Below are 25,351 nucleotides of genomic sequence, written 5' to 3' on the forward strand. Positions count from 1 at the left end.
ATGCAATACATGTCCATTCAATTCTCTTCGATGCCCAGCTCCTTGATCTTGCGGTAGAGCGTACGTTCGGACATGAACAATTCGGCGGCAGCCTCGCGGCGGCGCCCGTTATTGCGGCGCAGGGCGCGGATGATCTGCTCGCGCTGCATGTCGGCCTTGGTCATCTCGCGCGGCGGCTCGTCGGTGACATCCTCGCTCTCGGCATAGACCGCCGCAGGGGCATAGGCCGAAGCGGAGCTCTGGGCCGTGGTCGGCAGCAGCGCCTTGACGTCGTGCACAGGCCCGCAGGGTGCCTGGGTGTTGTGCATCAACTCGGACATCATCCGCTTGAGGTCGTTGATGTCGGCCCGCATGTCGAACAGCACCTTGTAGAGCAGTTCGCGTTCGGTGGACATCGTGTCATCCGCGCGCATCCCGCCCATCGGTGCGGGCGTCCCGCCGTCCTGCGGCGGAAGATAGCGGGACAGCACGTCGGCCGTGATAAGGCGGGTCTGTTCGATGGCCGAGATCTGCTCGGCCACGTTTTTGAGCTGGCGGATATTGCCCCGCCAGTAATAATGCATCAGCATCTCGCGCGCCGCGGCATCGAGCGTCACGGCAGGCATACGGTACTGTGCGGCCACGTCGGCGGCGAACTTGCGGAACAGCAGCGGGATGTCCTGCGGCCGCTCGCGCAGCGAAGGCACCGTGATCGGCACCGTGCTGAGGCGGTAGTACAAGTCCTCGCGGAAACGCCCCGAAGCGATGGCCTGCTGGAGGTTCATATTCGTGGCGGCAACGACGCGGACATCGGTTTTCTGCACCTTGGACGACCCGACGCGGATGAACTCGCCCGTCTGCAACACGCGCAGCAGGCGCGCCTGGGTCGGGTGCGGCAACTCGGCGACTTCGTCGAGGAAGATCGTCCCCCCGTCGGCCTCCTCGAAATAGCCCTTGCGGGCTTCGAGCGCCCCGGTGAAGGAGCCTTTCTCATGCCCGAAGAGTTCCGAATCGATGGTACCTTCGGGAATCGCCGCGCAGTTGACGGCTATATATTTATTGTGTTTGCGCGCCGAATAGGCGTGGATGACCTGCGGAAAGAACTCCTTGCCCACGCCGCTCTCGCCCGTGACAAGGACGGTCAGGTCGGTGGGAGCCACACGCACGGCGACCTCCAGCGCCCGGTCTAAAAGTTCCGAAGTGCCGATGATGCCGAAGCGCTGCTTGACTGTGGTGATGTCCGTCATTTATTCCGTTATGGGTTGTTCGGGCGTCGCCGCGCCCGTGTCCGTTGCGGGCTGCGGGTCGGCGGGTTGTTCGAGGTACTGCATTTCGGCCTCCTTGTCGTTCGCTTCACGCAGATAGCCGAAAGCGATGGCGGCGACGGCGATGGCGGCGGCGATGGCGGCGACCCAAATGAAACGGTCGGCACGGCGCCGGCGCGGCGGCCGGTCGACATAGGTGTAGGCGGCGGTAGTCTTCGGCGGCTTGCCGTAGCGCAGGCCCCGCACCGAAGGGTCGGGGTTCATTTTGGCCGAGGGCGACACGCGCGGCTCGGAATAAGGCAGCTTCGGGGGCTTCTGCCCCATAGGGGCAGTCTGCGTCCCGGCCGGAACCGAGGCGGCACCGGGCGCTGCGTCCGCAGCGGACTGCACAGGCCGCGGCTCGTAGGCGAAGGCGATCGTCCCGTTGGGGCCAGGACGCAACACCCCGAAGCCGTCGAGCCGGAACTCCTGCCCGTGCTGGGCGGCATGGCGCACCTCGAAGACGAAGCGGTCGATCTCGCCCGCAGCCTCCAGTTCACCGACGCCCGCCTCTCGCAGCAGGCCGCGCAGCACACCGTCGTCGCGTTTGAGCAACTCCGAAAAAACAATGCTTACGCCCGGCTCCTTGACGATGAACGTCCCGAGCTGGGGCACGACGAGCCGCTTGTGCGACCCGAGATATTGCGATATGGTCTGAACCAACACGATTGAAATCCACTTTTGAAATCCGGTTCAAAAATACCCTTTTCCGATGAAAAAAGCAAAATTCGGCACGGATTTTCAAAATAATCGGGCAAACTATTGGTTATACGAAAAATATTCGTTTGATTTGCATCCCGAAATTTCAAAAAATCCGGAAGAGCTACTTTGGCCCGAAATTACGGATGTAGCGAAGACGGATTGCCGAAACTTACACGAACCAGCCATGAAAGACAAGTACATCGACCTCATCGAACAGACGTTCGACTTTCCGCAGGATGAGTTCTCGGTCGAAGACAACGAGTTGAATTTCCATGACATCCCTCTCATGGAACTGATCAAGCAGTACGGTACGCCGCTCAAGATAACGTACCTGCCGAAGATCTCGCAACAGATCAACCGCGCCAAGCGCATGTTCAACGTGGCGATGGCGAAGGTCGACTACAAAGGCTCGTACAACTATTGTTACTGCACCAAGTCGAGCCATTTCTCGTTCGTGCTGGAGGAGGCCATGAAGAACGACGTCCACCTGGAAACGTCGTCGGCATACGACATACATATAATCAATGCGCTTTACGACGGCGGCATCATCGACAAAGACCGTTACATCATCTGCAACGGGTTCAAGCGCCCGCAGTACGTGGAGAACATCGCCCAGCTGGTGAACGACGGCTTCGTCAACACGATCCCCGTGCTGGACAACAAGGAGGAGCTCGACCTGTTCGAGGACGCCTTCACCAAGAAATGCAAGGTCGGCATCCGCATCGCCTGCGAGGAGGAACCCAAGTTCGAGTTCTACACCTCGCGGCTGGGTATCCGCTACAACGACATCCTCGACTTCTACAAGGCCAAGCTCAAGAACAGCAAGAAGTTCCAGCTCAAGATGCTGCATTTCTTCATCAACACGGGCATCAAGGACACGGCCTACTACTGGAACGAGTTGTCGAAGTGCATGAACGTCTACTGCGAACTCAAAGCCATCTGCCCCGAGCTGGACAGCCTCAACATCGGCGGCGGATTCCCCATCAAGAACTCGCTCAACTTCGAATACGACTACGAATACCTGACCGAGGAGATCATCGCCCAGATCAAGAACATCTGCCACCGCAACGACACGGAGGAACCTAACATCTTCACCGAGTTCGGGTCGTTCACCGTAGGCGAAAGCGGCGCGGCGCTCTACTCGATCGTCAACCAGAAACAGCAGAACGACCGCGAGAACTGGTACATGATCGACTCGTCGTTCATCACTACCCTGCCCGACACGTGGGGCATCAACCAGCGTTACATCATGCTGGCGGTGAACAACTGGGATCGCGAATACCAGCGCGTACTGCTCGGGGGGCTGACCTGCGACAGCGAGGATTTCTACAACGCCGAATCGCACACCAACGCCATCTTCCTGCCCAAGCTCGAACCCGGCAACACGCAATACATCGGGTTCTTCCACACGGGTGCCTACCAGGAGTCGCTGGGCGGTTTCGGCGGCATCCAGCACTGCCTGATCCCGGCACCCAAGCACATCATCATCGACCGCGACAAGAGCGATAACGAGTACTATACGAGGCTCTTCGCCAAGGAGCAATCCTACCGCTCGATGCTGAGGATACTCGGCTACTAAGGCCGCAGTCCCGGGGCTTCCTGCCGGCGGCCGCTCCCGCCCCGAGAACGGGGCGGAAATACATTTCTGCGGAATATCGATGCATTAATCCGCAAAAAATAGGAATAACCGAATAATTTGATTACCTTTGTCGGCATAAACAAGGGTTTATATTGAATTCTTCTTTCGTGCGTATTTGTTTCCGCGGTACTTTGGCGGACTGTCCCATCTCAGAATAGATCTCATTATCAGCTTCTTTGTTCATAAACGGCCTCATGGAGGCAACAGGCATCGGAGGTGATGCAAAAAGGAAATGATGGTGAATTTTTTTACAGACAAGCACGAAATCCATGTCCCATAATTCCGTATACCGAGGGAAAGGCCGCCGAATCTGGCACCTTTTCTGCTTTTAACACGGGTATCGGGCAGCGGAAATACGACAAAACCGACGGATACAGTCCCGCGACAGGGGCGATAGCCGCATAACAACATAGAATGGCAAAACGAATAACGACAGGTAAAAGAGACCGGGAAAAGCTCAAGGAGCAAAAACGACAGGAAAAGCAAAAACGCAAGGACGAACGCAAAAGCGGCGGTACGAGTTCTTTCGAGGATATGATAGCCTATGTGGACGAGAACGGCATACTGCACACCACGCCCCAGGATGTCAAACCCAAGACGGAGATAGACGTCTCGCAGATCGAGATTTCGACACCCAAGCAGGAGGAAATGGAAATACTGCCCTCCACAGGTCGCGTCGAGTACTTCACCGCCTCGAAAGGCTACGGCTTCATAAAGGATGCCGACAGCGGCGAAAAATACTTTTTCCACATCTCTTCCGCACCTGACACCATTGCCGAAGGAGACAAAGTAACATTTGAAATTGAACGCGGGACGCGCGGATTGGCCGCAGTACGTATATCAATTATAAACAAACAATAATTAAAAACAAAAACGATGAACATTTATGTTTCACATCTGAGCTGGGGTACGAAAAGCGACAGCCTGCAGAACCTTTTTTCACAGTACGGCGAGGTATCCTCGGCTAACGTAATCACCGACCGCGAAACGGGCCGCTCGCGTGGCTTCGGCTTCGTGGAGATGCCTAACGAGACCGAAGGACAGGCTGCGATCGACGCGCTCGACGGCACCGACTTCGAAGGCAAGACCATCGGAGTCAATGTCGCAAAGCCCAAGGCAGACAGACCTGCCGGCGGTTACGGCGGTGGCAACCGTGGCGGCGGTTACGGCGGCGGCTACGGCAACAGGAGATACTAAGCTTCCATACGGAATATATCACCCCTGCTTCATGCGATTGAGGCAGGGGTCTCTTTTTTGCCCGGTCAGTCAAGGCTATGAGGAAATCCCCGAAGGGTGCAGCATATCGGAAAGGGGCAGACGGACGCCGGAGCATCGGGAGAAAGGAGGAAATTGCAGGCCGCACCGGCCGGGACTGGCATGCCGGGTCACACGGGGAGCACACCAGAATTTCGCCCGAATCACGACGAGGCTGAAAGCGGGGCACACACCGGATCGGAAATAAAGAGGAAACTGCAGGCCGCACCGGCCAGGCTGGCATGCCGGGTCACACGGGGAGCACCCCAGAATTTCGCCCGAATCACGACAAGGCTGAAAGCAGGGCACACACCGGATCGGAAATAAACAGGAAAAGAACAATCTTCCGAACAAACAACTAACAAACAACGACTTGCAAGCGGTTATACATTGTCGGCCGGTAAACAGGATGGAAACGCGTCGAGCGACAAGGAACCGAGTTTGCGAACCGTCTCCTCGAAATTGTCGCCGCCGTTGAGCGCGGCTTTCTTGATTTTGCTTTTGTAATTATAGATCGTCTGCGGCGAACAGCGCAGGAAATCGGCGATCTGGTTCACGTCGGAAACCCCGAGCCGGATCAGCGCGAAGATACGCAGTTCGGTGTTGAGACGCCCTTCTTCGGGCGTATAGCGGCTCCGGGGGTTGAGCAGGGCGTTGAATTTCTCCACGAAATTGGGATAGAGGTTCAGGAAGGCACGGTCGAAATTGCGGCACAACTCCTCTTCCTCCCTGCCGGGGGCCTGCAACGAAAGGTCGTGCAGGCGGTCGAATTGTTTATTCCTGATCTTCAGGTTTATATCACGGCGGTATTTGTCCAGTTTGTTGATATAGATGGCGCACTGGTTCATGAAATAACCCAGGTAACGCTCCTTGACCAGGTTCGCTTCGTCGAGGTTGCGGTTCAGGCTGATAAGCTCCTGCGTCAGTGCCGCCAGCTCCCGCCGGGCACGCGATATGACCTTCGTCTGGCGGAAATAGAAAAACAGCGCGATGGCCAGCGCCAGCACCAGCAGGCTCGACATGGTGGCATAGAAGCGCAGGTTGTGCCGCTGCTTGTCGAGCTTATAGAGGTAGCTGCTCTCGATGATCGGATAGAGGCGCGCGATCACGGTGTTCTTGAACCGGGAATTGTAGAAATTGGCATCGTTCAGCGCATAGGAGATATAGGAGTACGCCCGGTCGATGTCGCCCTTTTCGAACAGGCGCGTGGCCAGCGCGAGCAGCGCCTCGTTCTCCTTCACCGCAAGGCGTATGTCCATCGTGGCGGCCAGGATCAGGTAGCGTTCCTCCATCGCGCTGTCGCCCGCCTGCCCGTAGGCTTTGGCCAGGCACATCGCACCCATGGCATAGGGATGGGTCTGGGGATCGCGCGAACGGAATATGCCTTCGAATATTTCGAGCGCCCCGTCCGGCTGTCCCTGCTCCATGAGCTGGAAAGCCCGTTCGGTCTGCCAGTCCGTGGAACCGACGGGCAGCAGCGACAACAGCGAATCGCGGCAACGGCCGATTTCCCCCTTATATTCGTCCGACAGATGGCTGTCGTTGGTGTATTTTATCAGATTCTCGTAATAGCGGATCGAGTTCCAGTAATAGCGGCATTTCTGGTCGGCAGGCAGCCGCCCGTAGTCGATAGACCGGAAAATGTCGTCGGCCTGCAGGAAAAGCCCCGACAGGGAGTAGAGGAACGCCAGCCGCAGCCTGCTCTCGGAGAGGTGATCCGGATTGCCGAGGCTGCGGGCGATCCGGATATTCTGCAGGACATAATATTCGGCCGAGTCGCACAGGAAGGATTCGTAGTTGTCGATGATTTCGCAGTTGATCCGGTAGATGTCCTCCGTACTCCGGGCACCGCTCTTGCGCAGCCGCAACTCCTCGATGCGCGCCTTTTTATAGCCGGTATAGACTTCGCTGCTGTCGATCGCCGCATTGAGCGTCCGCAGCAAGTCGCCCGGCATAGCGTCACCGCCGCGGACAGAGGAAGAACAAACCAACAGGGAAAAGAGTATGAGGGAAAATTGTTTCATTCGTCAAAAATTTCTCGTCCGGCAGTCCCGGGAAAGACTGCCCGAATTTGAGTTCAGGCCGGCAACCCGCCTTCCCGGGATTTACATGTACAAGTATACGAAATCCGGCCGGATTTTGCAATTTTTCGTCCGCTTTTTCCACGGTGCAGGCCGCAATCCGGGACAAACCGGCCGATCGGGAGGGCACCTATTCCGGCGGCGGCAGAACCACTGTCCGCGTGATGCCGGCCTCGCGGGCAAAATGCCGGTCACGGGTGACGACGGGCAGCGTTCCCCGATACCCTGCAATGGCGCGGGCAAGGATGCCGAAGCAGGCGGGGAAAAAGCCCGGAACGGTAAAACTGGCAGGACGGGACAACGGGACAGAGAAAGCGGAACCGACGAAACCGGAAAGCGGAACCGACGAAACAGAATGCCTCCGGGGTATTTTTACGGATTAACGCTTTGCACTCGCGTAAAATTTCGTAACTTGTGCGGTCAAAATACCGCGATTGGAGAGAATGCGACATATCATACAAAGGACGGCAGGGCTCTTTGCGGGGTGCCTGCTCTTCTTGTCGGCGGAGGCGACCGCCGCGGAGCCCGTACCCGCCTGTGCGGGCGGCACCCCAGGGCAAAACATACCGGCCTACCGGAATGCCGAGAGCGCCGGGGACGCCAAGAACGCCGGGGACGTCGGAAACGCCGGGCGCGCAAAGCGCACAGAGGACGCCGGGAACGCCGGGGAAGGCACGTCCCGCGGTGCGGCGCCGGATACGACAGGCATGGCAGGCGGGGCTGAGGCCGGCACCGTGTCCCGGGGAGCGGCACGCCGCCGCGCATCCGCCTACCGGACGGGCTACGATACGGGCTACCGTAACGGCTATGCCGCCGGATACCGGGCCGCCCTGGATCAGACGAAGAAACAAGCCTCAGCCACTACCCCTCTATTGTCCTCCTTCTCCGCGGACACGACCGGCCGCAGGCGGAGGCTCGTCCACAGCATCGGCGCGGAATTCCGCCCGGAGTACATTCCCCCGACGAACATCTTTCTGGCAGGGGCCAACATGGCGGGCGAACCGATCCAGCGCTCGCTGGCCGCCCACCTGCGTTATTCGTTCCGCTTCCGCCCCGGGTCGCGCCCCGACTGCATCTATGGCGGCGTATACCAGGGAATTGGGGTCTCCTATTACAGCTTCGGCAACCGCGGGGAGCTGGGCAACCCGGTTGCCGTCTACCTCTTCCAGGGCGCGCGCATCGCACGCATCAGCCCGCTGGTATCGTTCAACTACGAGTGGAATTTCGGCCTGTCGTTCGGATGGAAACCTTACGACACGAACTACAACCGCGCCAACATCATGATGGGGTCGAGGGTCAACGCCTACCTCAACGTCGATTTCTACCTTAACTGGCTGCTCACGCAGCGGCTGGAACTCACCACGGGCCTTTCGATGACCCACTTTTCGAACGGCAACACCAAATTCCCCAACGCGGGACTCAACTCGATCGGCATGAAACTCGGGCTCGTATACAGTTTCGGAAGTGTCGGCAACCCGCTCTCACGGCCACGGGCACGGCTGCTCGCGGAACCCTTTCCCCGCCACCTGAGCTACGATCTGGTGCTGTTCGGCTCGTGGCGCCGCAAGGGCGTGGCGGTCGGCGACAAGCAATATGCCGCACCCGATGCCTACGGCGTGGCGGGGTTCAACTTCGCGGCGATGTATAATTTCGGGTACAAGTTCCGCGCGGGCCTGTCGGTGGACGGCGTGTACGACGGCAGCGCCAACGTCTACACCGAAGACTACATCGTAGGCTACGACGGGGGCGATCCCGGATACCAGTTCCACACCCCCTCGTTCGACAAACAGATCGCACTGGGAATTTCGGGACGCGCGGAGTTCGTGATGCCCTATTTCACGGTCGGCTTCGGACTGGGATTCAACGTGCTGCACAAGGGAGGAGACCTCAAGTCGTTTTACCAGATGCTGACGCTCAAGGTAGGTGTCACACACAATACGTTCGTGCATGTGGGGTACTGCCTCAAAGATTTCCAGACCCCGAACTACCTGATGCTGGGCGTCGGGTTCCGTTTCAACAACAAATACCCGAGGCTGCGGTAAGGCTGCGGCGCCATAGCGCGTCGAATACAGGGCGATGCCTCCGGTGGTTTGCGGAAGCATCGCCGCTTTTTCAGGCCGGGAAAGGGTTATTTCGACCACTTGCGGCGCAATCGCCGTACCGCCGTGGCAAAAAAGCGTGCCGGAACCACGAACAGCGTAGCCGCCCACTGCCGGGCGCAGGAGAGGCGGAATTCGCCGAGGCCGAAATCGGCGAACGACCGGCCGTAGAGCAGGGGAATATACCAGACTTTGATGTTGATGCGGAAATCGTTGCTGACGTTATCCTCGTGCACGATTTCGAGCCATTTTCCGCGGGCGGTGGAGAGATAGATGGTCGGCAATTGCCGGATGGCCTTGGTATGGCGGTAGGAAATGATGGTTTCGGCATGCGCATCGAACGGCTCGGCGAGGGTCAGGAAGTGATTGTTCGTATAGCGCATTTTGAGCGCGAAGCGGCGGTCGGTGAAATACTGGTAACCGTACAGCAGGCTGTAAATCCGTTTGCCGGGAGCGGGACGCAGCTCGCGTTGCAGCAGTTCGACGACATCGGACGAGAAGGCGTCGTCGTTATCCAAGTTAGTGGTGATCAGCAGCTTCGGGGGGGGGAAATTTTCTCCCCTTCCGGTCGCACGACACGTACGCTGTAATCGTCGTGCGGAGATTTTCCGTCAGGTTGGCCGCCTGTGCGGCCGTATAATAGACGGCTTCGAACTGCGGGCACCGGGCCTTATAGCCTTCGATACGGCTGCGGTAGGGCTCGGGCGTCGCGGCATCGAAAAGACATAGCCAGGTGAAGTTCCCGCTCGTCTGCGCTGCCACGGACGGCAGGCAATAGCGCTCGAAGACCTCGAACCGGTGTTCGAGCCACCGATCCGTACGGGTGGGCAGGTCGTGTTTGTCCTGCGCATAAAGGTTCAGGTTGAACCGGGTAATGATAAAATGAGAGTAATTTTCCATTGCGGAGATTTATATCGCCGCAAAGATAGGAAAAATTTCATACGGATTTCACACCGCCCGTCATTTACCATGATGCAAACGACGGCCACGGCGAAAAAAGAAATATACGGCAAGAGCCGGACTCTGACGAAGAACCGGCGCATGGCCATACCTGCGATCGCAGATCAATGCAGAGGATAGCTGACGATGATCTCTTCGGCTGTCTCGGGATCGACGGATGCGGCGACGAGCCGGTCGCCGACAACCACCATCGGCCCGACAGGCATATCCAATACCAATCTGCGGATGAAGTTACCGTCCCAGTCATAGACATTGATCCGGCGGGGATCGAACGTCGACAACGATTTGCGGGCCCTGGCGGCATCGCGGATCTGCCCATAGGTCGTCTGCGAATATCCGATATAAATATGGTCGTCGTCCACCGCTATGCTGTTGCATCCGTCCTCGCAAGCATCATCGAAGGCATAAGGGTGTCCTTGTTCGCGGGTAGCATGCACCTGCGGCAGTTTGTCATACAAATAGCGGATGATCCGGATATGGTTGCCCTCCTCCAGTTCGAAAATAAAAAGGTACTTGAAATCCTGCGCATTGTAAACGAAGCGGTTTTTGCGCGGATGTTTGCGGATGCGTCCTGTCCAGACGACCTCCTGCACCATCGGGGATAACCCGAGGGGCAGGGCCGGATAGGAAAAATCGAGCGGGACGACCCGCCCGCCGTCAATATCGAGGAGCGAGAACATATTGAGCGAGTCCGTATGGTGTCCCATCGTCAGATAGGACGAGCGGTCGATCAGACAGGGTTCGCCCAATGAACAGTCAGCGATAAACGACAGCTGCCGGTACTCCCAGGTCGAGACATCGTAAAGATTTTCAGGAGGATCGAGCGAAACCCGGCAAAAGCGGTTCTCCCGGTTATAATCCGCCAGCATCGTGAGGCTCCGTGTATCGGGGTCGAACGCAACCCGGGCGATCATCATTTCGTACGGCCCCCGCCCGTAACCGAGGAACTCGCCCTCTTTTTTCAGGGAGTCGCCCGAAAACCGATAGACGGAAAATTTCTTCTCGGACACCCCAAGATTATGCATCACAATACGATCCCCGGCGACTTGAACCGGATATTCGCCCATATACTCCGTGCCGACGGGAATACGAACCGCATACAGCGAATCGCCCGGTGCGGCAGCATCGAATTGCCCGGCGGACAAAGATACCGCTTGCCGGCCGCAGCCGACAAGCAGTAGGGATAACAAGGAATAATAAAACCGATACATCATCACGTCTGCTATATGTGTTTCGCACCGTCGACCCGGCCATTACCAATATGACCCAATGCATCCATGATCTGGAAGGTACATACCCGATAGTTTTCAGCAATGCACGGTATGTGAACAATTTCACCTCCGCCACTGCCACCACTACTGCCGCTACCACCTCCTTTGTCGCTTTCACCGTCATCAAGATCTTCGTCGCTTTCATTGCCAGCCAAGGCTTCGATATTCGCCTTTAGCAACAAGCTTGTTTCAGACCCCATGTTGGCAACGAAAAATGTAACTGCGGCAAAAGATGCCGTCAACAGCAATCCTAAGTAAAGTTTCTTTTTCATAATGAGATATTTTAAAAATAAGTGGGATAGTTACAAAACACAAACACGAATTAATATCTCAAAAAATAAACATTTTATATCAACATGACAACAATAAACCGAAAAATCATTTAAAATCACTTCACTCAGGCACAATATAATTTTACAAATAAAGAATTAGATCCCGAACAGGAAGACGAACGGCTTGTCGCTCCTGCGGAATTCGGCCGTGGCATCGCCTGTGAAGGTTCGGCCGCCGACGAGTTTCAGGACACGTTCGGGCGTTCCCTGGCCGAAGTCGATCTTCGAAAGGTCGACCCAGAAGGTTTCCATCGCCAGCGTAGGCTCGAAATAGTAGACCCGGTTCTTCTGGTCGCAGACCGTGCGCCAGCGCGTCGACGCGATATGGGGCTTATCGGGGGTCGAGATGCCGTAGGGCACCGAGACGTTGCGCATTACGGACATCACGGCCGGCACGGCGACTTTCGGATCGGCGCTTTTGACGACGGCGTTGATATAGAACGACGCACGCACGAAGCGGTCGGGGGCGCGGTTGGTGCCGGGAAGCATCGTCAGCCCGCCGATCTGCTGCCAGTAATCGAGGATTGCGAGCTGCCGGTCGTAGAACGGCGAATTGGTCATCACCTGGTACTCACGGCCGTGGTGCACCGACAGGCGGCCGTCGACATACTCGAAGATGGCGCTGTCGCCCGAGGCGTCGGAGATGGCCAGGTGCAGGCGCGACTTGACACCGTTCGGGAGGTCGGGGGCGTCGATGCGAAACTTCTCCTTCGAAAGCTCCGCAACGGCTTCGTCGACCGTAGCGAAATTATCCAGCACATACTGCGTCCAGATGCTCAGTCCCATGACCGGGCGCGTATCGCCCGGGCGTTCGTAGACCGATTCGGGCAGGAACAGCAGGTTGGCGACCAGCCCGGCCTCGTTCATGCCGTCGGTGATGCCGATGTCGTAGCCGGCGGCCGACAGGGTGCCGTATTTCGATGTCCAGAACACCGTGTTGTCTGTGTTCGCGCCGCGCCGCGCCGTACCGCGCGGAAAGATGTAAAGGTTGGTGAGCGGATCCTCGCGCCAGTCCATGGTACGCCCGGTGACGGTCATACCCTCGGGGCCGAGATAAACGGCCCGCGTGCAGGCCGGGGATTCGGTGGGAAGAAAGGCCAGCGCCGCAGCGCCGAGCACGATCGGAAACAGATTTTTCATAAGCATGATAAGTTAAGTATACCCGTCGCTGCAAATCGGATGCTAAAAGGTACGAAAAATTCACCGTTAAACCAAACCGGAAGGAATTTACGAGGCCCGGCACAGGGAGCCTGCCACGGAACCGCATGACACACAGCCGGTATCAGCCGGATTTATTTGGCATTCAACAGCGGATGTATTACCTTTGCGGAAAACCCCGTCCGGCATGAAACACCCCCTACGCACCCTCCTACTGGCCGTCTGCTGCGGCCTGGCTGCCGCATGCACACAGCGGCAGGAGCGCCTGAAACTGATGTCCTACAACATCCGCAACGGCATCGGCATCGACAACATACAGGACATCGGCCGCATCGCCCGGGTCATCCTGCGCGAAGCGCCCGACCTGGTGGCGTTGCAGGAACTGGACAGCGCCACGCTACGTGTGGACGGGCGTTACATCCCCGGTGAACTGGGGCGGATGACGGGTATGCACGCCACGTTCGGCCGCGCCATCGGCTTCGCGGGCGGAAGCTACGGCGTCGGGTTGCTGTCGCGCACCGAGCCGTTCGCCGTACGCAGCATCCCGCTCCCGGGGCGCGAGGAGGCCCGGGTACTGCTCATGGCGGAATTCCCGGACTACACGGTATGCGTCACCCACCTTTCGCTGACGCCCGAAGACCGGCACGCCTCGCTGCCAATCATCCGCGAAGCCACCGACACATGCCGCAAACCGGTGCTGCTGGCCGGGGATTTCAACACAGGGGATGCCGCGGCGGTGCTCGCGGGGCTGGGCGGCGGCTTCCGGATACTTTCCGACACCACGCGGATGACGTTCCCGGCCGACAACCCGGCCGTGCGCATCGACTACATCCTCGGCCGCGGGCTGCCCACGTCGGCCACGGTCGCGGAAAGCGCCGTAGACCATACGGCCGCGGCATCGGATCACTGTCCGCTGTGGGTGACGCTCGCCTGGGAACGGGGTAAGCAGCCGGGGAAATAACGGGCAGCCCGGGGAGGGTAAACGAACCGGGGTGCGGCAAGAAGGGATCGGCGGGCGCCTTCCCCGTGCCGTATCCGGAAATATTGCTATCTTTGCACAAAATTCCAACACCATGCAGATCCACAAAGCCGAATTCAGGTGCAGCTCGGAGCGCATCTCGCAAGTTCCGAAGGATTCGCTGAAGGACATCGCCTTCATCGGGCGCAGCAACGTCGGCAAGTCGTCGCTCATCAACATGCTGACCGGCCGGCAGGGGCTGGCAAAGGTCTCGGGGACACCCGGCAAGACACGGCTCATCAACCACTTCCTGATCGACAATGCGTGGTACCTGGTCGACCTGCCGGGCTACGGCTATGCCCGTACGTCGAAGGCCATGCGCAGCGATTTCGCCAAGATCATCACCGACTACGTGCTCAAATGCGAGAAGATGCACTTCCTGTTCGTGCTGGTGGACATCCGGCTCGAACCCCAGAAGATCGACCTGCGCTTCATCGAAATGCTGGGCATGAACGGCATTCCGTTCGGCATCGTCTTCACCAAGGCCGACAAGCTCTCCAAAACGCAGTGCGCCAAGAGCGTGGAGCGTTACAAGGCCACGCTGGGCGAGCAATGGGAGGAACTGCCGCCGATGTTCGTCTCGTCGGGCGAACGCGGTACGGGACGCGAGGAGATCCTCGGCTTCATCGGCGAATGCCTCGATGTTTAACCGATTGTTGAAAAAAGGTTGCCCGCAGGGCTCGTTTTTCCGACGGCTTATGCTATCTTTGCACCATCAAAAATCCTCGTAACCTATGGCTATCCACAAAATCAAAATTTTCTCGGGTCGCGGATCGGAATACCTTGCCGAAAAAATCGCGGCGAGTTTCGGTACGACGCTCGGACAATCGGAAGTACTGCGTTTCAGCGACGGCGAGTTCCAGCCCTGCTTCAACGAGTCTATCCGCGGGTGTACGGTATTCATCATCCAGTCGACGTTCCCGCCTTCGGATAACCTGATGGAGCTGTTGATGATGATCGACGCCGCGCGCCGCGCTTCGGCCTACAAGGTCGTGGCCGTAATCCCCTACTTCGGCTGGGCACGACAGGATCGGAAAGACCGGCCCCGGGTGCCGATCGGCGCGAAACTGGTAGCCAACCTGCTGATGGCCGCAGGCGTAGACCGCGTGATGACGATGGACTTGCATGCCGACCAGATACAGGGTTTCTTCGACGTACCGGTCGATGCGCTCTATGCCAGCGGCATCTTCATCCCCTATATCAAAAGCCTCAACATCGAAGAGCTGTCGATCGCGGCGCCCGACATGGGCGGCGCCAAGCGTGCCAACACCTATGCCAAGCTGCTCGGCACGCCGATCATCATTTCGCATAAGGAACGTGCCAAGGCCAACGTCGTGGGCACGATGACCGCCATCGGCGAGGTCGAGGGCCGCAATATCCTGATCGTGGACGACATGATCGACACGGCAGGCACGATCTGCATGGCCGCCGACATGCTCATGTCGCGCGGGGCGAAGAGCGTTCGCGCTGCCATCACCCATCCCGTGCTGTCGGGCCCGGCCTACGAGCGCATCAACGACAGCGCGCTGCAGGAGGTGATCGTGACCGACACCATTCCGCTCAACCCCGACAAAGACCTACACAAGTTCACGGTGCTGTCGGTGGCGGACATGTTCGCCGACGTCATCGAGCGCGTACACAACTACAAGGAGATTTCGTCGATATTCTTCAAATAACGGATTCCCGAAAGACAGTTCGGGCGGGGGGCTTCGGATGCACCCCGCTTTTTTTCACCCCGGAAGGCGGGGTTTCGGAAATTCTTAGTACATTTGTCCGCAAGGCAGCCCCTGTCTCCGGGAATACGACAGGAAAGCCCGGACGGAAAACGCACACACCAAAGACCCGAACATACCATGACATTATTCATCATCCCCCTGTTCCTCGGCCCGACCGAGTTGATACTTATCCTGTTGATCGTATTGCTCCTGTTCGGCGGCAGGAAAATCCCCGAACTGATGCGCGGCCTGGGACGCGGCGTCAAGGAGTTCAAGGACTCCTCGAAGGAAGACGGCAAGGACGGCGGGACGAAGAAAAAGGAATAACCGCGCGCAAAGGCTGCGGTGCCGGTGAAAACGACATCGCATTACCCCGGATCCCAGGGCTCGCCGGCGCGGAAAACGCACCGCCCGGCACGAGCGAAAAACCACGGCAAGCGGCGCCCCCCCCCGGAGAGCAGACAGGCAAGCGGCGGGCATCCGGCACCCGGCACCCAGAGAACAGACAGGCAAGCGGGATCGCATCCGGGCAACAAAAGCCATGTACGCAACGCGCAGGACATACCGGACGACATAGGTAATGCCGGCGAAGCACCGGAGCAGCGGTACCGGAAGCGGTACGGAAAACGGCAGCGCGAAGGACAGCAACCCGGGACACTACTATCGGGGAAACGGCGGATGGAATAATCCACCCCGGCCAGCCCGGAAGGAAGAACGGCAAATGGAAGGGGAACAGGAAAGGCAGGAACGATGAACCGACGACCAAAAAAGAGGCGCTCAAAATAACCGAGCGCCTTCTTTTATTTTACCACTTACCACGATTTTTTACCCCGCACCACGCGATGGCCGTTGATGACCAGCATGACCGGCGCAACGAAATAAAAGAGCCACCACCATCTCCAGCCGTCGCCTCCGCAAAGGACGACGACCAGCACGACGGACATGAGAGCCAAGCCGCCATACCCCGCCTTGAGTTGCCAGCGGGCGTTTTCCAAAGCGGCCTGACGGCGGATCCCGGCGCAGACGCGCCTGACCTCTTCTTCGGAGTGTTTTTCTTCCCGTGCCATAGTTCCCTTGGTTCAAACCGCTCCCCGGGGCTCGCCCCGCCGGATGCGGCGACGTTATTTCAGCGGCGAATCGGGCTCCCGGGACATCACCAGGTAGAACATGCGGTCGAGGAAGCCGGGGGCGAACTTCTTGACGAAATGCGTGGCACGCCCCTCGTTCTCCATCAGACAGAGGCGTTTGCGCTTCAGTATGCCACGGGCGACGATGCGGGCGACCTCTTCGGGGGTCATCATCTTCGCTTCGTCGCGCGGGGTTGCGCCCTGCTGCGTGCCGTCGGCCGTAAGGGCCGAGAAGCGGACATTCGACGACGTGAACCCCGGGCAGGCGATCATCACGTGCAGTCCCTTTTTAAGGTTTTCGATGCGCAGCGTTTCGAGGAAACCCGTCATGGCGTACTTCGAGGCCGAATAGCCCGTGCGCCCCGGCAGCCCGTGCAGCCCGGCGACGGACGAGATGCCGACAATCGAACCGTGCGACTGCTGGAGGTACGGCAGGGCGAACTTGCAGCAGTTGACCGTACCCCAGAAATTGACGTCCATCAGGCGGTGCAGCACCTCCAGGTCGACGTCGTCGAAAATGGCGCGCATCGAAAGCCCGGCGTTGCAAACCAGCACGTCGATCCCCCCGAACTCACGTACGGCCGTGTCGATCAGTTCGCGGCACTCGCCGACATCGGTCACGTCGACGCCGCAATAGGCGGCCTGCCCGCCCCGGGAGCGGATGTCGCCCGCGATAAGCTGTAATTTCTGCACGCTGCGCGCGCCCAGCACCACGCGGGCGCCCTGTGCGGCGAACTCGCGTGCCATCGCCTCGCCGATACCCGACGAAGCACCCGTCACGATGACGACCTTATTTTTAAAATCTTTCATATCAATCGTTTATTTCAAGCTGCAACGTATCGTAGGCCATGTGTACGCCGCGGGGGAGCGTCGGCTCCGTCACGGCATGCAGGCCGATGTCGTGGGACATGTGCGTGAGGTAGGCCTCGCGCGGGGCAACGCGGGCGATGAGCGCAAGGGCCTCGGCCACGTTGAAATGGGAATAATGCTCCGTAAAGCGGAGCGCGTTGACGACGAGCACCTCCACGCCCCGGAGTTTTTCGACCTCGGCATCCCCGATGGTCTTGAAATCGGTCAGGTAGGCCAGCCTGCCGATACGGTAGCCCGTGACGGCAAACCGGTCGGAATGGTGTCCCGATACGGGGACGACCTCCAGCCCCCCGACCCGGAACGGCCGGGTGACGTCGATCTCATGCAACTCAATTTCGGGCACGCCGCGGTACTTATCCTGCGCGAAGGCATAGTCGAAATCCTTGCGCACGACGCCGATGGTATGGGGTGCGGCATAGATGTCGACCTTGTGCACCAGCGGCGGGTAATCGACAAAGTTGAAGGCCCGCACGTCGTCCAGCCCGCCGATATGGTCTTTATGTTCGTGCGTGAGGAGGATGGCGTCGAGGTGGCGGATGCCTGTGCGGAGCATCTGGCAGCGGAAATCGGGGCCGGCGTCGATGACCATACGCACGCCGCACGCCTCGACCATGGCCGAAGTGCGCAGGCGGTTGTCACGCCTGTCGGCCGAGGTGCAGACCTTGCAGCGGCACCCGATGACAGGGACGCCCTGCGAGGTGCCCGTTCCCAGAAAGGTGAGTTTCATGCAGGCAAAGATAGTAAAAATAGGGCGACTGCGTACGGGCACGCCGAAGAATCTGCCGCGGTGCACCGGCACGGCAGCAGCAAAGTCCGGAGCTGTCACCACCGTCCCCAAGCCGCAGGCCGCCTGCAAAACCGGAGAAGACAAGCGGGGAAAACTCCCGGAACGTTCCGGAAAGTCCCGGCGCATCCGCCCGGCGTACCCGGAAACACCGGGAAACCCGAACCCTTACCCCGGAGCCCGGGAAAATCCAAAGTACCGGAACCCGGGAAAACTCAGAATGTCTGCTCGATATTCCAGACGAAGGCACGCGAGCCCTGCATCTTGGTAGCGGCGTCCATCTCCCGGAAAGCCTCCATCAGCGGCGCGACCTTTTCGTCGTCGACGATGGCCATGAGCGAAGCGTTCATCGACGGCCAGGCATGCGTGCCGTAATGGGGTTCGCCGTCGAACGACCCGCGCCCCTCGGTCAGCGCCCAACGCGTAAAGCCGCGGATGCCCTGCTCGTCGAGGATGGCGTTCACACGGTCGGTGAGCGCCTGATTGTATGATAAGAATACTGCTTTCATAATTTACGTTCTATTAAATCGAACAATCGTCCGCCGCCCTGCCGTCTTTAGGGATTGTCGCGGAACCCGTACGAGACGGGCTTCCCCAACAACCCGGAATCGCAGGTGTTGCCCCCGATCGCCGGAAGCGGAAGGCGACGTCGCATCACTCGTCATTTTCAGGATCCTCAATGGCTGCTGGCCTGATGTGCTGCTGCCAGGCGTGCCAGTTTTTCCTTCTCCTTGCGCTGCGAACGGTTGACGAATACCGAGTAGAGCGCCGGGATGATGAACAGCGTCAGCAGGGTCGAGAACGTGAGGCCGCCAATCACGGCGATGCCCATGGGCTGCCACGTCTCCGACCCGACACCCGTGCCGATCGCCAGCGGCAGCATACCCAGGATGGTCGTGAACGAAGTCATGAGCACGGGGCGCAGACGGCTCTTTCCGCCGGCGATCACGGCGTCGAAGACACCCGAGCCGCGCTCGACCAGCAGGTTCATGTAGTCGACCATCACGATACCGTTCTTGGTCACGATGCCCACCAGCATGATGGCGCCGATCAGGGCGATGAGCGACATGGGCGTGGAGGTCATCCACAAAGCCAGGAAAACGCCCGTGGCGGCGAACGGGATGGTGAACATGATGATGAACGGGAAGAGCAGCGATTCGAACTGCGTGGCCATCACGATGTAGACCAGGATGACGATCAGGATGAACAGCACGCCCAGGTCGCTGAAGGCGTCGCCCTGGTCTTCGACCGTACCGCCGATTTCGAGGTCGACGCCGTCGGGCACGGGATACCCGGCGATGAGTTGATCGACCTCGGCCACCACGTCGCCCAGGGCGACGCCGGCTCCGAGCGACGACTTGACCGTGATCACACGCTGGCGGTTCTCGCGCTCGATCATCGGCGCGGCATACTCCTCCTGCACGCGGCCGACCTCCTTGAGTTTCACGGGGCGCCCCTGCCCGTTGTAAAGCGTGATGTTCTCCACGTCCCCGAGCGACATGCGGAACGGTTCGGCATAGCGCACCACGATGTCATATTCGTCGCCGTCCTCGCGGTATTTCGAGGCCACAAGGCCGTCGATGCGGTTGCGCACGGCCTGCGACGCCGTAGCGCTGTTCATGCCGTAATAGGCAAGGCGGTCGCGGTCGAAGACCACGTTGAGTTCGGGACGCAGGTCGTCGCGCGAAAGCTGCACGTCTCGCGTACCCTCCAGGCCTCCAAGCTTTTCCTTCAGGTCGTTGGCAACGGCGTTGGTCACGTCCATGTCGTAGCCGAAAACCTTGATGTCGACCGTCGCCGAACCGCTCATGCTGCCGTTATCGCCGCCGGGCATCACCGAATATTCCCGCACCTCGGGGATACGATCCAGTTCCTTGCGCAGCAGGTCGGAGATAACGTAGATCGACCGCTCGCGCTTGTCGGAGGTGGGCAGGCTGAGGTTGTAATTGATGATGTGCGAACCGGTGGTCTGCATCGCGGCGAACGCGTCGTCCGACGAGTTGGCGCCCGACGAGGCCGACACGAGCGTCACCTCGGGATAGTTCTTGTAGATGATGCTGTCGATCTGGCGGGCGATCCGCGCGGTGTAATCCACCGAAAGGTTCTGCTCCAGTTTGACCGTGGCCGAGATCCAGCCGTTATCCGAAGGCGGGAAGAATTCGGTCGGCACCTGCGTGACGAGCCCCAGCGAAACCAGGAAAAGCCCCATCATCGAGAAGATCGTGATACGGCGGTGGCGCACCACCCAGTTCAGCGAGCGGGCATAGGCGTCGTCGAGCCATGCGAGTGCCCGGTCGATGGGTTTGTATATGACACCCAGCCCCTTGTAATCGTGCACGCCGCCCTCGAGTTTCAAGAGGTAGGCGGACATCATCGGGGTCAGCGAAATGGCTGCCGTAGTCGAAACGCAGACCACGATGGTCACGATCCAGCCCAGCTCGCGGAAGAGGATACCCGCCATGCCCGGCACCATTGTCAACGGCAGGAACACGGCAACGACCACGAGGGTGGTGGCAATGACCGACAGCCACACCTCGTTGGTGGCGTAGATGGCGGCCTCCTTGGGATTCGAACCCCGCTCGATGTGCGTCGTGATGTTCTCCAGCACCACGATGGCATCGTCGACGACCATACCGATGGCGATCGAGAGCGACGAGAGCGAGATGATATTGAGCGTCGAGCCCGTGGCGAAGAGGTAGATGAACGAACAGATCAGCGACACGGGGATCGTCATACAGATGATGAGCGTCGCCCTCCACCGCCCGAGGAAGGCCATCACCACCAGCACCACGAAGATAAAGGCGTACATGATCGTTTCCGAGAGCGACCCGATGGCATTGGTGATTTCCTGCGACCCCTCGAAGATCGTCTCCATCTTCACGTCGCGCGGAAGGCTCGCCTGGATGTCGGGCAGGCGCTTCTGAATTTCATGGACGATGTCCACGGTGTTGGCACCCGACTGCTTCTGGATCATCACACGCACGCTCCGCTGCCCGTTGGCGCGTTCGTCCATCGTGGCCTTTTCGAGCGTATCGCGGATCTCGGCCACGTCGGAGAGCATCACCGTACGTCCCCCGGCATTGGAAACCACGACCTTGCGCATCTCGTCGCTCAGCTTGAATTCGCCGTCGGCCTTGATGTTGAACGTGTTGTTGCCGATGTCAATCGTACCGCTCGGAATGTTGACGTTCTCGGCGGCGATGATCTGCCCCAGCTGCTCGACGGTCAGATTGTAGGCTTCGAGCTTGGCCGGGTCGACATTGACCTGCACCTCGCGTTCGGGGGCGCCCATGACCGTCACGGCACCCACGCCGTCGACACGGTTCAGGACGTTGACGAATTTATCGTCGAGGATCTTCTTCAGGGCCGGGTAGCTCTCGTCGGCCGTCACGGCAAGCATGATCACGGGGATCATCGAGGTCGAGAACTTGAAGATCGTAGGATAATCGATGTCGTCGGGCAACTGCGACTGGCTGCGGCTCACCACGTCACGGATCTCGTTGGCGCCCTCGGTCAGGTCGGATCCGTACTCGAATTCGACAATGATCATCGACACGTTGTCCTGCGACTTGGAGGTCAGTTTCTTGAGGTTGCTCACCGTATTGAGGTTATCCTCCAGGATACGGGTGATGTTGGTCTCGATATCCGCAGCGTTGGCACCGGGATAGAAGGTGATGACCGATATCTGGGGGATTTCGATTTCGGGGTACTGGTCTACCGCGAGGTTCATCAGCGAGAAGAGCCCGAAGACCATCACGCCGACGAACATGAGCACCGTGGAGACCGGTTTCCGAACCGCGCTTTCGTATATTTTCATATGTTTCGGGGCGTTTTATTCCTGTTTGATTTCCACTTTGGCACCGTCGTAGAGTTTCGAAAGGGCCGTGACGGCCACGGCTTCGTCCGCCCCGACGCCCGAAAGAATGTCCACGCGGTCGCCGACCTGGCGGCCTACGTCCACACGGCGGCGACGGGCAACGCTATCGCCCTCGATGACATACACGAAGCGCTCGGCAGTGCCGACCTGCTTCTGGACGGCCACGTCGGGCACCATGACGCCCTCCTTATGCCCCATGTTGAAGATCGTGCGGGCGTACATACCCGGGCGCAGCGTGCGCCGGGCATTGGGCACCTTCACCTCGACCTTGAACGTGCGGGTCGTGGGGTCGAGCGCCGGATAGATCAGCGACACGGTACCCGTAAAGGTCTGGTCGGGGAAGATGTCCACCTTCAGCTCGACGGGCATCCCGACCTTCACGTTGGGGAAATACTGCTCGGAAATATTGGCGATGACCTTCAGCGGGTCGATCTGCATGATGTGCAGGATGGGCTGCGCCGAGAAGAGGTCGCCCGACTCGTAGTTGCGCGCCGTGACCACGCCTGTGATGGGCGAACGCACCTCGATGTTCTTCTTGAGGTTGGCGACCACCTCGCGCTGCACGTCCAGCTGCGCCTTGGCCTGCTGGATCTGCTGCGCCGAGATACCGCCGGCCTCATAGACGGGCAACAGGCGGTTGTAATCGTCCTCGACGGTCTTCAGCTGCACGAGCTGCTGGGTGTACTGCGTCGGGTCGAGCGTCACGATGAGCTGCCCCTCGTGCACGGGGTCGCCCACCTCGACCAGGATGCGGTCGATGTGCACGCCCGAAGCCGCCGGAGTGATGTCGTTCTCCCTGAAGGGCTCGATCTCCGAAGTGAACTCCTCGGTAAGCTGCACGGTGGCGGACTCCGCCGTTTCGGTTTTGGTCAGCACACGGTTGTCCTGCTGCACGTCGCCTGCCCCGTTTTTGCCTTTGCAGCCGGCGAGGGCGGCCGCGGCAAACAATATAACTGCTGTTTTCTTCATATGCTATCTTTGTTTTTCAATTTCCACGCTATTTTTCCTTGCCGACGATGCGGTCGTACTCGGCCTTGGCCGTCAGGTAATCGAAGATCGCCTGCGAATAGTTGAGCTGCGCCTGCGTCTGCGCCAGCTGGGCGCTGTTGAGCTCGAGGATCGTACCCGCCCCCGCACGGTAACGGGTGTCGGAGATCGAGTAGGCCTTGCGCGCCTGCTCGACGGTGAGCTCCTGGGCGTACATCGTCTCGCGCGCCGTCAGCAGGTCGTTCAGCGCCGAGCGAACCTGCACGTCGACCTGCTGCCGGGCGTATGTCCGCTGGAGGCCGATCTGCGAAATCTGGTTCTTGATCTCGCGCGAGCGGTTCATCTTCGTCAGCCCCGAAAAGAGCGGCACGGAGACGCGGATGCCGGCGGAAAGCGGGTTCTGCCAGAAATAGCCGTCCTTGATCGTCGTCATTTCCATCGTCGCCTGGTCGAACGACACCGAGCCCATGTTGTTCCCGGTGAGGGTGAAGTTGCCGAACGCCCCGATGGTCGGCAGGCGGCTCGCATTCTCGGCCTTGAGCTGGAGGCGGAGCAAATCCTCCTGCAGTTCGAGCGTGCGCAGGTCGGAGTTGTCCGAAGTGTCGGTCGTAAGCCCCTCGGTTCCGGCGAGCACCTTGTCGCGCATGGCGTCCAGCTCGCCTTCGACCTCGATATCGACCTGCTCGGGGATCGAAAGGTACATCTTGAGCATCAGCTTGGCGATGCGGATCGAGTTTTCGGTCTGGAGGATCGAGGGTTTCAGGTTGCTGAGCTGCACCTGCGCCGTCAGCAGATCGTATTCCGAGGTCAGGCCGTTCTGGTACTGCACCTGCGTATCGTCGACCGTACGCTGTACGGTGGCCTGCGACTCGCGGAGCACGTCGAGCGACTGCTCGGCAAGCAGGATGTTGTAGAAGGCCTTTTTGACTTCGGCCGTCAGCGTGATGCGCGACGAACGCGCCGCTTCGACGGCCGTGGCCATCTGCTTGTCGTTCATCTTCATCATGCGGTAAACCTGCGGCGCGAAGAGCGGCACCGAAGCATCCACGGCCCCGCTGAGCGTCGTATAGGGGTCGTTGCCCAGCGAGAAGCCCTTGGACATCTGCTGCACGATGAAGCTGTGGTTGACCTGCCCGGTCACCGACACCTGCGGCAGCAGGCCGCCCCATGTCTGGCGTTTCACATAGTCGTAGCGCTGCACCTCCATCTCGGCGACCTTGATGGTGGGATTCTCGCTCAACGCCAGGTCGAGGGCCTGGTCGAGCGTGAGGCGCATCTGCGCCACGGCAGCGAACGTACCCGTTGCCGCGAGGCACAATGTCAGAATCAGTTTTTTCATAGTCATCTATCCAAATTCAATTTATTTCCCGTTTTCGACAGTTTGTACCGCTTCAGGTTGTCGTCGATCAGCTGCAGGCCCTTGGCAGTCGAAATGCCGCGGAAAAAATTGCTGATGATCTGCACGAAAGCCTCGCGCTCGGACATCCCGTCGGGCAGCATCAGCTCGCGGCGCGTCACGATAGCCGAAGCCGTATAGTAGAGTACCGAAATCGAGAGGTCGATGTTGAAATTATTGACAAACAGCCCGGCCTCGATGCCCTGTTCGAGCATCGAACGCAGGCTCGTACGGTTTTTCACCATCCCTTCGCGCATCAGTTTGTCGTGTACGGCGGGATAAAACTTCCTGAGGTTGTCCATCATGCGGCGCGAAACCTCGGCGTTGTCCATCACTTCGCCCAGCACCATGAACATGGCTTCGAGGACGTTGCGCGCATCGGCCGTGAGTTCGTTCCACCGCTGGCGGTTACGTTCGGAATAGCGCTCCATGGCCAGGTAGAGCAGGCCTTCCTTGTCGCCGAACATCTCATAGAGTGTCCGCTTCGACACCCCGAGCTGCTGCGCGATGTCGTCCATTCGTACCGACTTGATGCCCTGCGAGACGAACATCTGCATGGCCTGGTCGATAATGCGTTCTTTCTGAGGAGGGGTCATTGCATTCAAATATTTCGGATCCGGGGGCAAATATAGAAAGAAAACTTATAAAACCAAAAAAGTTTTCTATTTTCTTCCGTTTCATCAGTAAATAACACACCGAACGGCGAACAAAGCAGTAAAGACGAACAATGAGCGAGGTGTCCCGCCTCCGTTCTGGCCGATAGGGACAGTATCCCCAGAAGCGCCTGGAACACAGCCG

The 25,351-nt window shown here is 59.1% G+C and carries 24 protein-coding genes; 8 read left to right on the forward strand and 16 right to left on the reverse strand.

Features of this window, described 5'->3' with window-relative positions:
• Window positions 1–17: 17 nt before the first annotated feature.
• Together B3C38_RS07500 and B3C38_RS07505 are read right to left on the reverse strand one after the other, a co-directional pair.
• A complete protein-coding gene (locus tag B3C38_RS07500; protein WP_022333788.1) occupies window positions 18–1,226 on the reverse strand; it encodes a sigma-54 interaction domain-containing protein in 1,209 nt (402 codons plus the stop codon).
• Window positions 1,227–1,946 (reverse strand): hypothetical protein, encoded by a 720-nt coding sequence (locus tag B3C38_RS07505; protein ID WP_174760571.1) that lies wholly within the window; start codon window positions 1,944–1,946, stop codon window positions 1,227–1,229.
• 223 nt (window positions 1,947–2,169) lie between these two features.
• Here B3C38_RS07505 and B3C38_RS07510 point away from each other — a divergent pair, with 223 nt between their 5' ends.
• From B3C38_RS07510 to B3C38_RS07520, 3 genes are all read left to right on the forward strand, one after another.
• Window positions 2,170–3,564 (forward strand): decarboxylase, encoded by a 1,395-nt coding sequence (locus tag B3C38_RS07510; RefSeq protein WP_055203076.1) that lies wholly within the window; start codon window positions 2,170–2,172, stop codon window positions 3,562–3,564.
• A gap of 474 nt (window positions 3,565–4,038) precedes the next feature.
• Entirely contained in the window at window positions 4,039–4,485 is a 447-nt protein-coding gene (locus B3C38_RS07515) for a cold-shock protein (RefSeq protein WP_018696933.1), read from the forward strand.
• Window positions 4,486–4,500: 15 nt separating this feature from the next.
• Complete coding sequence (locus B3C38_RS07520) at window positions 4,501–4,821, forward strand: RNA recognition motif domain-containing protein (protein WP_022333785.1); 321 nt, start codon at window positions 4,501–4,503, stop codon at window positions 4,819–4,821.
• A gap of 440 nt (window positions 4,822–5,261) precedes the next feature.
• On the opposite strand, the gene B3C38_RS07525 is transcribed toward B3C38_RS07520, so the two are convergent.
• Window positions 5,262–6,902: a DUF6377 domain-containing protein gene (locus B3C38_RS07525; protein WP_286726495.1), complete on the reverse strand. Its 1,641-nt coding sequence runs from the start codon at window positions 6,900–6,902 to the stop codon at window positions 5,262–5,264.
• A 500-nt stretch (window positions 6,903–7,402) separates the two neighbouring features.
• Between B3C38_RS07525 and B3C38_RS07530 the strand changes: the two genes are divergently transcribed.
• Window positions 7,403–9,001: an acyloxyacyl hydrolase gene (locus tag B3C38_RS07530; protein WP_286726496.1), complete on the forward strand. Its 1,599-nt coding sequence runs from the start codon at window positions 7,403–7,405 to the stop codon at window positions 8,999–9,001.
• A gap of 86 nt (window positions 9,002–9,087) precedes the next feature.
• On the opposite strand, the gene B3C38_RS07535 is transcribed toward B3C38_RS07530, so the two are convergent.
• The 5 genes from B3C38_RS07535 to B3C38_RS07555 all read right to left on the reverse strand — a co-directional run bounded on the left by B3C38_RS07535 (window position 9,088) and on the right by B3C38_RS07555 (window position 12,767).
• The gene (locus B3C38_RS07535) at window positions 9,088–9,576 is read right to left on the reverse strand and encodes a glycosyltransferase (RefSeq protein ID WP_286726499.1); all 489 of its coding nucleotides are present in this window, start codon (window positions 9,574–9,576) and stop codon (window positions 9,088–9,090) included.
• 1 nt (window position 9,577) lies between these two features.
• Window positions 9,578–9,958, reverse strand: coding sequence for a glycosyltransferase (locus tag B3C38_RS07540; protein ID WP_286726500.1), 381 nt, complete (start codon window positions 9,956–9,958; stop codon window positions 9,578–9,580).
• Between the two features lie 164 nt (window positions 9,959–10,122).
• Window positions 10,123–11,028 carry a BF3164 family lipoprotein gene (locus B3C38_RS07545; RefSeq protein ID WP_286726501.1) on the reverse strand — a complete coding sequence of 302 codons (906 nt, stop codon included), beginning with the start codon at window positions 11,026–11,028 and terminating at the stop codon, window positions 10,123–10,125.
• A 212-nt stretch (window positions 11,029–11,240) separates the two neighbouring features.
• Complete coding sequence (locus B3C38_RS07550) at window positions 11,241–11,561, reverse strand: hypothetical protein (RefSeq protein ID WP_286726503.1); 321 nt, start codon at window positions 11,559–11,561, stop codon at window positions 11,241–11,243.
• Between the two features lie 156 nt (window positions 11,562–11,717).
• Entirely contained in the window at window positions 11,718–12,767 is a 1,050-nt protein-coding gene (locus B3C38_RS07555) for a linear amide C-N hydrolase (protein WP_286726505.1), read from the reverse strand.
• Window positions 12,768–12,966: 199 nt separating this feature from the next.
• Between B3C38_RS07555 and B3C38_RS07560 the strand changes: the two genes are divergently transcribed.
• The 4 genes from B3C38_RS07560 (at window position 12,967) to tatA (ending at window position 15,839) form a co-directional block, all read left to right on the forward strand.
• Window positions 12,967–13,740: an endonuclease/exonuclease/phosphatase family protein gene (locus tag B3C38_RS07560; RefSeq protein ID WP_022333778.1), complete on the forward strand. Its 774-nt coding sequence runs from the start codon at window positions 12,967–12,969 to the stop codon at window positions 13,738–13,740.
• A 112-nt stretch (window positions 13,741–13,852) separates the two neighbouring features.
• Complete coding sequence (gene yihA / locus B3C38_RS07565) at window positions 13,853–14,446, forward strand: ribosome biogenesis GTP-binding protein YihA/YsxC (protein WP_022333777.1); 594 nt, start codon at window positions 13,853–13,855, stop codon at window positions 14,444–14,446.
• Between the two features lie 85 nt (window positions 14,447–14,531).
• Window positions 14,532–15,473: a ribose-phosphate diphosphokinase gene (locus tag B3C38_RS07570; RefSeq protein ID WP_018696943.1), complete on the forward strand. Its 942-nt coding sequence runs from the start codon at window positions 14,532–14,534 to the stop codon at window positions 15,471–15,473.
• Between the two features lie 177 nt (window positions 15,474–15,650).
• Complete coding sequence (gene tatA / locus B3C38_RS07575; protein WP_286726508.1) at window positions 15,651–15,839, forward strand: twin-arginine translocase TatA/TatE family subunit; 189 nt, start codon at window positions 15,651–15,653, stop codon at window positions 15,837–15,839.
• Between the two features lie 485 nt (window positions 15,840–16,324).
• Here the strand turns inward: tatA and B3C38_RS07580 are convergent, their stop codons facing one another.
• From B3C38_RS07580 to B3C38_RS07615, 8 genes are all read right to left on the reverse strand, one after another.
• Window positions 16,325–16,579 (reverse strand): hypothetical protein, encoded by a 255-nt coding sequence (locus B3C38_RS07580; RefSeq protein WP_055212131.1) that lies wholly within the window; start codon window positions 16,577–16,579, stop codon window positions 16,325–16,327.
• Window positions 16,580–16,633: 54 nt separating this feature from the next.
• Window positions 16,634–17,449: an SDR family oxidoreductase gene (locus B3C38_RS07585; protein WP_196003928.1), complete on the reverse strand. Its 816-nt coding sequence runs from the start codon at window positions 17,447–17,449 to the stop codon at window positions 16,634–16,636.
• Window position 17,450: 1 nt separating this feature from the next.
• On the reverse strand, window positions 17,451–18,236 hold the full coding sequence (locus B3C38_RS07590) for an MBL fold metallo-hydrolase (RefSeq protein WP_117508406.1): 786 nt from the start codon (window positions 18,234–18,236) through the stop codon (window positions 17,451–17,453).
• Window positions 18,237–18,508: 272 nt separating this feature from the next.
• Window positions 18,509–18,802 (reverse strand): PG0541 family transporter-associated protein, encoded by a 294-nt coding sequence (locus B3C38_RS07595; protein ID WP_022333772.1) that lies wholly within the window; start codon window positions 18,800–18,802, stop codon window positions 18,509–18,511.
• Window positions 18,803–18,969: 167 nt separating this feature from the next.
• Complete coding sequence (locus B3C38_RS07600; protein WP_022333771.1) at window positions 18,970–22,110, reverse strand: efflux RND transporter permease subunit; 3,141 nt, start codon at window positions 22,108–22,110, stop codon at window positions 18,970–18,972.
• A 15-nt stretch (window positions 22,111–22,125) separates the two neighbouring features.
• Window positions 22,126–23,139: an efflux RND transporter periplasmic adaptor subunit gene (locus B3C38_RS07605; RefSeq protein WP_022333770.1), complete on the reverse strand. Its 1,014-nt coding sequence runs from the start codon at window positions 23,137–23,139 to the stop codon at window positions 22,126–22,128.
• Between the two features lie 28 nt (window positions 23,140–23,167).
• Window positions 23,168–24,496, reverse strand: a complete 1,329-nt coding sequence (locus B3C38_RS07610) for a TolC family protein (RefSeq protein ID WP_286726510.1) — start codon at window positions 24,494–24,496, stop codon at window positions 23,168–23,170.
• 2 nt (window positions 24,497–24,498) lie between these two features.
• Window positions 24,499–25,149, reverse strand: a complete 651-nt coding sequence (locus B3C38_RS07615; RefSeq protein WP_286726512.1) for a TetR/AcrR family transcriptional regulator — start codon at window positions 25,147–25,149, stop codon at window positions 24,499–24,501.
• Window positions 25,150–25,351: the final 202 nt, after the last annotated feature.

The organism is Alistipes sp. UBA1686 (assembly GCF_002320215.1).
GTDB classification, from domain to species: Bacteria; Bacteroidota; Bacteroidia; order Bacteroidales; family Rikenellaceae; genus Alistipes; species Alistipes onderdonkii.